Origin of the sequence: Vibrio sp. 10N.222.52.B7 (genome assembly GCF_041474275.1) — a bacterium.
GTDB lineage: Bacteria > Pseudomonadota > Gammaproteobacteria > Enterobacterales > Vibrionaceae > Vibrio > Vibrio crassostreae_C.
The window spans coordinates 20267-29531 of sequence record NZ_JBFRTU010000009.1; the positions used below are offsets into that span (position 1 = coordinate 20267).

Consider the following 9265-nt stretch of genomic DNA (forward strand, 5'->3'; position numbering starts at 1 on the left):
GCTAATGATATCTAGGCTGATAAATGCCGAGCGAGGCTCAGCAACTTCGGTCTAGGTTCATTACCGAACAAGATATTAAAGATCACTACAAAGCTACACTACAACTAACAATAGAGGTCGTCACGATGGCAGAATCCGTCACCAATAAACTCACAGATAAGCTTCAATTGCTTTTGGTTGAAGACGACCTTGATTTAGCCACTGCTGTTATTGATTACCTCGATTTAGAAGATATCCAGTGCGATCATGCAGCGAATGGTTTAGCTGGACTCAACCTCATCGAAACAAACCGATATGACGCGGTAATTCTCGATCTCAACTTACCTAAAATGAACGGCTTGCAGGTGTGTGAGAATCTCAGAACGCAGGGTATTGATACACCCGTTTTGATGCTGACTGCACGTGATACGCTTGATGATAAGCTGACAGGCTTTTCAAAAGGGGCCGATGATTACCTGGTGAAACCTTTTGCAATGGAAGAGTTGATTGTTCGAGTGCAAGTGTTGGCGAAGCGACGCAGTGGTCAGGTTCGCCGCTTGTCGGTAAGCGATTTGGAAATTGACCTAAAACAGCATCAAGCCTATCGCGATAATTCCCCTTTAAAGCTTTCGCCTACCGCACTCAAAATACTGGAAATCTTGATGCGTTCTAGCCCTAATCCTGTTTCTCGTGAGACCATTATGCAGGGCGTGTGGGGCGACGATCAACCAGACAGTAATAGCTTAAAAGTGCATATCTTCAATCTGCGTAAACAAGTCGATGCTGAACAAGACAATAAGCTGCTGCATACCATTGCGGGTAAAGGTTTTGCGATTAAGGAGTTACGACAAGCATGAAGATCAGACCAAGCTTAAGGATCTACGTTTTATTGGCTATTTTAGTCACAGGCGTGACCACGATTCTGGTTCTTTCTGCCTTGAGCGTAAACTACTTTGTCTCGGGGATGGATATCGCTATGCGTGGCTCTATGATTGCCCAAGCGCAACAAGATGCGGTAAAGCCGGGTAAGCCTATGACCAATCAAGAATTTACGGTGGCGACCCAATGGAGCGACTTGCCACAAAGTATTCAGAACAACCTTAACCAGAACGAACTGCAATTCAACCGCATGACCAAAATAATCATTGGCAAATCTATATTCTCACCTCCCGAGAAAGGCTATTTCGCCATGAAGGTGATGAAAGGTAATGAGGTTCGTTATGTTTCTGCGGTGTTTGCTCAAAAACATGACCCTTTCATTAATGATGAAGGGCTTCCGCACTTTATCACGATTCTTTTGACCGCACTGGGTGCGATCGTACTGTTTTTCGTTATCTTGGTTTTGGTGTTACGTAAGGTGGCATCGCCTGTTGAGCAGCTAAAGAACTGGGCCAAATCGCTAGATAAAGATAACCTCAGTGAACCGACACCTGATTTTCACTTCAGTGAACTGAACACCTTGGCTAACATCATTCGTGATAGTTTGAGTTCGGTTCAAAACAGCTTAGAACGAGAGCAGAAATTTTTGGGTTACGCGAGCCACGAATTACGTACTCCTATTGCGGTCACAAGAACAAATAGTGAATTGCTAGAGAAGTTGATTCAAAAGGGAAAGAGCCCAGAAAAGCAGCTTGAAGTCATTGATCGAATCAAGCGCGCGGGTTTCACCATGACAGATCTGACAGAAACCTTGTTGTGGCTTACCCGACAACAAGACAAAGATCTGCCTCTAGAAAACATACATCTCGGTGAACTGCTGCAACAAATAAACCACGATTTAAGCTATCTATTGAATGGCAAAGCCGTGGCTGTGAATCTTGAACGCGACGACACACAATGTCAGTTGCCAGTCGGACTCACTCGCATAGTGCTGACCAATTTGATTCGCAATGCTTTCCAACACACAGGAAGCGGTACCGTGGGCATCGTTCAGGTAGGCTCGAAAGTCACCATTGTTAATCACAACACTGACGGCACGATAGAAGACAATCATTTGGGCTTTGGTCTAGGGTTAGAGCTCACCGAAAAGCTGCTCGCGCAATATCAATGGCAATACCATAACCAAGAGCTGGCTGGTGGTCGTGAAGTGTGGGTGGATTTCTCGTAATGCACTGGCTCGATCGTTGGAAGGTGTATCGCTATCATCGAAAGCAGACAAACCGCTCGAATGGCGACAAGGCTAAAGCTTTAGGTTGGACTAGCGAAGAGAGCCAGTTGTGTCGCTTTGAAGTGATCGCTCGTGCAGCGGACTTCGAAAAGAAGAGTGTTTTAGATTTGGGTTGCGGCTATGGCGAGCTGTTTGAGCTGCTCGACAGCATCTATCGCATTCAATCTTATACCGGCGTTGACCAACACGCAGGCTTTCTTAAGAAGGCAAAGCAAAACTATACAGAAGATCGTTGTTGGTTTTTGTCGGGTGATATGAGCAAAATGAAACTTGAGGCGCACGACATTGTCATCGCGAGTGGTTCACTGAACTATGTCTCTCGTGATTCTGATTATCTGACAAACATGATTACTCGCATGTATGAATTGGCGAATCAGACGGTGATTTTTAATCTTCTCAATTCAAGCCAACATCCTTCACGTAATACCTTGATGAGTTATCACCCTCAGGGCGTGTATCGCTTCTGTAAAACGTTTTGTGAGGATGTTTCTTTAATAGAAGGTTACGCAGAAGGGGATTTCACGATAGTGATGAACAAAGTCTGCCTCTAAACTCAAACTCAAACCTAAGCCAGAGCGAAGCGATGGTGTGGAAAGAATAAAAAAAGCCGCAGGCCTCGAAAGGTGTGCGGCTTTTTAGGTTCTTAGATTAACCTCGGCTAGGTATGTTGCTAGTTCTTCTGCGGCTGGTTTTTAATGAGTCCGTAAGGGATGTTAGTAAACACCTTAGGGCTGCCTTCATAAGTCGGCGCTTCATTCACTTGCTGCCAATCGAGTAGCATGATTGCTAATACGTTGCGGTGTTCACCGTACTCAAGGTCAAAATCGCCAGTAATTGAAGGGATCATGCCTTGTTTCTCATCGATTGAAGCTTGAATCGCGAGTCGAGTTTTCTCTAGAACTGGGTCATCTTCTAAACCTGCCAATAAGAAGGTTAATCCAACCTCAGCAATCACATCTTCTTTCGCACGCAGCAGAATCGTATCGATGTTTTCTCTAAAGTAATCGTAGATCCATTGATGGTCTTGTTCGCTTACTTGATGTTGGTAATATTCTGAGTCGCCGAAGATGACGTGTGTCATACCATAGATCTTATTGCCGAATTGCTGGCTTGAGAGTTTTTTGTCTTTATCGTCTGGATACGCTTTTTTGAAGGTATCGACAAACTCATCAACGACATCCTGCTCACCCAGTTGGCGCAACCAGTAAACCTGATTCGCTAATTGAGCGGCCCACGCTTTCACCATGTCTTCATTGGTCACGTATCGTGAGAAGTCATAGCGACGAATGATTTCGCGTAGCTTGGCATCGTTCTTGTGTTCTAAACCGTATTCGTTAGCACGAGCCATAGAGCCTAGAAGGTCAACACCAAGGTAAAGGTATTCAGGCATGTGCTTGGTGATGTTGTAGCGTCGAATACTGCGCTCATCGTTATCACCAATATAAGATGCAACTCGCTTCTCTGAGTAGAGTACGATTTGTTCCATGGTTTGAACGTCATTCGACAGGGTGCTGAGCTTGCTTGCCACTCGAGCCATGTCGCTCCACACCGCCGCTGAATACTTATCGTCTAATGTTTGACGATACATGCGCAGCCCGTAGTGACCTTCTTTGAATGCAGGCAGGGTGTAAAGCTGGCTTTCGTAGGTGGTGCGAATTAGGTCTGCAGATTGCTTGAAAGATTGTTCTTGAGAATTGAGCGAATCTGCTTGGGATTGAACGTTCACTGCGGTTGGCGCTTGAACGTTTTCTTGTGCGTGAACGGCAACCGAGGCTGATAGCAATGTACACAGTGTGATAGTTTTTAACTTCATGTCGTGAGGTACCAAGCTGATTATTAGTCTATGTAAAATAACATTGATGAATCCTTCAATGTAAGCGTTGAGTCAATACAATGTAAGCTTTATAAGGTTCACTAACCCTTTTTGATTAAACCATTCGTTTAGTAAAGAAGTTTGAAGTGATGGATCACCCAATATTTGATAGATAGTCGACATTAGTATGGATTTTTAATGACTTAGCGGCATACTGGGGCAATAAGCCAGAAATGAGCCGTTATAAGGCAGTATATAGAACAATAGTGTTAGAGGTTCGTAAATGCCAAGTGGTTCTAGCAAGCAGTGGTCTGCCAGAGTAGTATCTTTTCTTTTTTTCCTTGCGATAGTAAGCGCAATTGAGTTCTTTCATGCCAAGCAATTAACTTTTCTTAAAAACGAATCGTATTCAGAGGCAAAAAAGCAACTATCCATTATTCGTTCTCGGATTGAAGCCGCGATCGTGTCAGATATGTATATCCTCAATAATTTCTCGACCTTAGTGACCATCAACCCCGATGGTGAGGTGAAAAATTGGGATAAGATTGCTGAGAATATCATTCAAGATGGCTTCCATATTCGACTTATCGGACTCGCCAAAGACGACATTCTAAACTTTGTTTACCCGATGGAAGGTAATGAGCAGATTCTCGGTATTAATTATCGTGATCACCCAAATCAATGGGAGTCTGTTGAGATAGCCCGTAATCTTGGCAACACCTTTATTGCCGGTCCTTTTGAGCTGTTTCAAGGTGGACAAGCCCTCATTGCACGCACTCCGATCTTCCGAGACCCGCCTTTCAATCAAGATTACTGGGGTGTCTCCAGTGCTGTTATCGGTTTAGATGAGCTGTTTGAAGATGTTGGAATCGGCAAGATAGAGAACAAGTATGAATTAGCAATTCGTGGTGCAAACAGTTCAGGGAAAGATGGCGCTGTCTTTTATGGCACTCAGGATGTGTTCGATAATGCGTTCGCCACTGAACAGGTGAGTTTCCCATACGGGGGTTGGTACCTTGCTCTCTCCGGTAACGAACATGTATTGATGGATGAGCCTTGGTATCGCATCCAAGCGGTAAGGCTGGTAGGCTACTCCATTATATTAGTGTTGGCGTTTGCCTTCTTTACTATTTATCGTCTGTACCGGATTGCAGATAGCCGCTCTATGCATGATGAGCTAACGATGTTACCGAATCGTCGATACTTCATGTATAGCCTCAAACAGGCCTTCAAAACCACTCAAAAACAGAGAGCGAGAACCTTTGCCGTTGTAAATATCGACCTCGATGGGTTTAAAGCAATCAACGACACTTATGGTCACGCGGCAGGCGATCAGGTATTGATTGAGTGTGCTAACCGCATCAGAAGTGAGCTGCGTGTTTCAGATATCGTCGCAAGGATAGGCGGTGATGAGTTCTTGGTCTTGTTGCCACGCATTATCGATGATCAACACGTATCGTCGATCGTGACTAAACTACGAAAGGCGATATGCTCGGCACCAGTTGTGTACGACGCGCACTCTATTTATCTCAGAATCAGTGTGGGTTGGGTTATTCACAATAACAACTACAATGATGTCGATGCGCTCTTAAAAGCCGCTGATGAAAAAATGTACGAACAGAAGCGACAAGTTATCTAGGTTGAATTTTAGCTGCGATTAGAATTTAGTTGCTGAATGGGGGGAAAAGCCTCAGAATACCGCGCTTTGCTCCGTATCAATGTATTTGATGAGCAAAAGCTGAAGCAACGCACTTTTTAACGTGTTGCTCATACTAAATGTTATTCAACTGAGAAAATAATCTATGAGTTTTACCTCCCTTGGCCTTTCTGAACCGATCCTTAAAGCTATTGAAGCACAAGGTTACGATAAGCCATCACCAATACAAGAGAAAGCCGTGCCAGCTGTCCTAACGGGCAAAGATGTTATGGCCGCTGCTCAAACAGGTACAGGTAAAACTGCAGGCTTCACGCTACCTATTCTTGAAATGTTATCGAAAGGTACTCGCGTACGTCAGAACCAAGTTCGTGCGCTCGTGCTAACGCCAACTCGTGAGCTTGCTGCGCAAGTGAATGGCAGCGTAGTGAAGTACGGTATTAACTTACCGCTGACTTCGACGGTAGTGTTTGGTGGTGTGAAGATTAACCCTCAGATGCAAAAACTGCGTAAAGGTAGTGACGTGTTGGTGGCAACACCTGGTCGTCTACTTGACCTATACAACCAAAATGCAGTGCGTTTTGACCAACTAGAAATCCTAGTGCTAGATGAAGCGGACCGCATGCTAGACATGGGTTTCATCCGCGATATTCGTAAGATCTTAGCTTTCTTGCCTAAGAAGCGTCAGAACCTACTGTTCTCAGCGACGTTCTCTGATGATATCCGCAGCTTAGCGAAAGGCTTAGTGAACAATCCTGTTGAGATTTCAGTAAGCCCTGCAAACTCGACGGCAAAAACGGTTGAGCAAAGCATCTACCCAGTAGACAAAAAGAAAAAGAGCGCAATGCTAGCGAAGCTAATCAAAGATAACGATTGGCAACAAGTGTTGGTGTTCAGCAAGACCAAACACGGTGCGAACAAGCTTGCTCGCTTCCTTGAAGAGCAAGACATCACTGCTGCACCTATCCATGGTAACAAGAGCCAAGGTGCACGTACTAAAGCCTTAGAGAACTTCAAAACAGGTAAGGTACGAGTACTTGTTGCAACTGATATCGCCGCTCGTGGTATCGATATCCCGCAACTGCCTCAAGTAGTTAACTTCGATCTTCCTCATGTATCAGAAGACTATGTACACCGTATCGGTCGTACTGGCCGTGCAGGTGAAGTAGGTAAAGCGATTTCATTGGTTTGTGCTGATGAAGTGGGTGAGCTGTTCGGTATTGAACGCCTGATTCAACAAGTGCTAGAGCGTCGTGAACTGGAAGGTTTCTCTCCAGTAAATAAGTTACCTGAGTCTCGGTTGGATTCACGTCCAATCAAGCCTAAGAAACCGAAGAAAGCAAAACAGCCACGTGAACATGCTGATGGTCAACGCTCTGGTGATAACGCTCGCGGGCACAAGCCAGCAGGTAAGAACAAGCGTCATGTAGCTGGTAATGGTTCGGCTCCAAAGCGTAAGCCGACATCTGGTAAGAAACCTGCTGAAAACAACTCAGCTGCGACAACTGAAGATAAATCAGTAAGAAACAACGGCAGCAACTTTAAACGCGGTAGTGCGGGCAATAAACCTGCTGCAAATAACGCAGGTGCTCAGAACACTCTGAGCAAACCAAGCGGTGCGGGTAAATCTAACGGTACTGGTAAGCCAAACAACGCGGGTAAACCTGCAGGCAAACCTAAGAAGTCTGGTTACGGCGGTAGCTACGGCCCAAGCAAGTCGTCAAATAAGCCGACAAGCAACAAACCTTCTACAAACAAACCGTCTCGAAGCCGTTCTAAGCCAGCTCCTCAGAAGTAATCTTTTCTGAGATATTGAAAGAGCAACGAACATGAGCCGCTTTATAAAAAGGCGTCTCGTGGGTTAAGTTCTTTCTGTCATAGAAATCGAATAAGCGCGAATATTGAATCTCAATGTTCGCGTTTTTTTATGGGCGTTGTTTAGGGTGTTGTTTATGTTGAGTAACCGTATAGCTTGAGTAAGCTAGGGGAGGTTTATTGCTGTTTAAAGTGATTGAATCTAAGGGAAATATGACATTTTTGGGAAGGGTAATGAATCTTTAATTATTCATTAATAATAACATAATCACTAGCGTTTTTGTTGGATTTTGCAATTTGCAATTCCAGTTTGCAAAACAAACAAGGATATCCGGCCAATACGTGTCCAGATGCGTAGTAAATACGTGTTTTAAAAGTTGGCACGCATGCTGCATTAGTAATGGTGACCCTTCTTAAGCCGAGGGTCACCTAGCCAACTGACGTTGTTAGTGAACCTTTTTTGTTCACACAAAATATATGACCAATCATCCTTATTGTGATTGGTTTTTTTTTGCCTGAAATTTAGGTTCTATTTTTTGTTATTACTTTTTTACTCACCACACTTAGAGTAACAGCTTGGTTGGCGTGGGCATTCTCCACCTCTGGAGCAGATAAGCCTCGCCTCTGTCTCAATCCCACGTTCAATCCAATTTATATTTAGAATCTTGGCTATTGTCGTGAGATCTTTTTTGATGTTACGCGGAATTGCCACAGAGCCACCATTGTTAACGCATGACGCTTTAAGCTGCTCTGCTATGTCTCTTGAATTACCGCCTTGAGCATCAATCGCAGGGTTGAGATCTATACCAGCACACAACACACGATTGTTACCCGCAGGATCCGTCATATTGATGGATTCACAACAGTAGATTCTAGGCTCATCTCCGACATTCAAAATGGAGATTTGAGCCGAGCTACCCGCACGGGGCTCAGATAATCGACGGAACACAGCCCAATGTTGACATGGGTCAGCGACCGTTCTCATATTTCCCCAAGGTAGCGGAATCCCGTTCCCGCGATATACCGCCTTGAGTTTCCCCGGCCCATAAGCATCAAAGTAGTGCCAGTGAGGGTAGGGCGATACTACAGTCATTCGACGCATCGCAACAGAGGGGGAAACCCCTGCTCTTTTGTGAACGTCGATTTCGTAACCAGTGCGGTCAAGTAGCTGCCTAAACGGGACTTTCGGGCACAGAAGTGCGCCAGCAAAGAAGCTGGATTCAAAGTCTCGCCATGCTTGAAGAATATCTTGGGAGTTGAGCTGTGAAGAGCCTGATACCTGGTTGTCGTCCCACGTGTTGTTGTTACCGACCGACAACACACTCTTTAGGCCTTCTTTGCTGTGCAGAATGCAATGACCGATATAAACCGAAAGGTCGTATTTCAGACGAGTTGGATACTCTTTAAGAATCTCGTTTAAGAAGATAGTACCGGGAGGCTCAAAGAAGGATGTCACCAACTGCTTAGCGTTAATTCCGAGCTCATCGACTACGTCTTGCGGCGTTCGCGTTACCCAGCGGATGTTGATTCCTAGGCTTCTAGCGATGTCTATCAGGTCTTCTACGCTGAGGTTAAGACGTTTTAAGCCTACTTCTTCCGCAGCGCGCTCAAGGTCAGGGAAGTGGTTCTGGTTGCTCTCTTGGTGTGCTCGAATCAAGAGGTGCGCAAACTGGCGGCCTGAAATGCCCGTTTGTGACAGCATCTCAGGAATCGCAATTTGCAGGATGTCGTTTGAGAATAGGAAGCTCGGCTCGAGCGCCATGCCACTTATCCCACCACGATTCCCCTTATCAGGAGCAATGGCTTGTTGTTCAGATTCGTCGTCGAGGAACCACGT

The 9265-nt window shown here is 45.1% G+C and carries 7 protein-coding genes; 5 read left to right on the forward strand and 2 right to left on the reverse strand.

What is annotated here, in order from left to right:
• Positions 1-125: 125 nt before the first annotated feature.
• Genes AB4512_RS03670 through AB4512_RS03680 form a run of 3 tightly spaced genes read left to right on the forward strand, consistent with a single transcriptional unit; the run spans position 126 to position 2697 of the window.
• The gene (locus tag AB4512_RS03670; RefSeq protein WP_017070987.1) at positions 126-836 is read left to right on the forward strand and encodes a response regulator transcription factor; all 711 of its coding nucleotides are present in this window, start codon (positions 126-128) and stop codon (positions 834-836) included.
• Complete coding sequence (locus AB4512_RS03675) at positions 833-2086, forward strand: HAMP domain-containing sensor histidine kinase (RefSeq protein WP_017070986.1); 1254 nt, start codon at positions 833-835, stop codon at positions 2084-2086. The genes AB4512_RS03670 and AB4512_RS03675 overlap by 4 nt, the downstream gene beginning before the upstream one ends.
• Entirely contained in the window at positions 2086-2697 is a 612-nt protein-coding gene (locus tag AB4512_RS03680; RefSeq protein WP_372174453.1) for a class I SAM-dependent methyltransferase, read from the forward strand. The genes AB4512_RS03675 and AB4512_RS03680 overlap by 1 nt, the downstream gene beginning before the upstream one ends.
• Positions 2698-2816: 119 nt before the next feature.
• Here the strand turns inward: AB4512_RS03680 and AB4512_RS03685 are convergent, their stop codons facing one another.
• Complete coding sequence (locus AB4512_RS03685) at positions 2817-3959, reverse strand: DUF3541 domain-containing protein (protein ID WP_137002019.1); 1143 nt, start codon at positions 3957-3959, stop codon at positions 2817-2819.
• 283 nt (positions 3960-4242) lie between these two features.
• On the opposite strand from AB4512_RS03685, the gene AB4512_RS03690 reads away from it, so the two are divergent.
• Together AB4512_RS03690 and AB4512_RS03695 are read left to right on the forward strand one after the other, a co-directional pair.
• Complete coding sequence (locus AB4512_RS03690) at positions 4243-5598, forward strand: diguanylate cyclase (protein ID WP_102394160.1); 1356 nt, start codon at positions 4243-4245, stop codon at positions 5596-5598.
• 163 nt (positions 5599-5761) lie between these two features.
• Positions 5762-7411 carry a DEAD/DEAH box helicase gene (locus AB4512_RS03695; protein WP_017060608.1) on the forward strand — a complete coding sequence of 550 codons (1650 nt, stop codon included), beginning with the start codon at positions 5762-5764 and terminating at the stop codon, positions 7409-7411.
• Positions 7412-7978: 567 nt separating this feature from the next.
• Here the strand turns inward: AB4512_RS03695 and AB4512_RS03700 are convergent.
• Positions 7979-9265: DUF3612 domain-containing protein (locus AB4512_RS03700; RefSeq protein WP_372174455.1), on the reverse strand; the 1287-nt coding region annotated here is incomplete at its 5' end.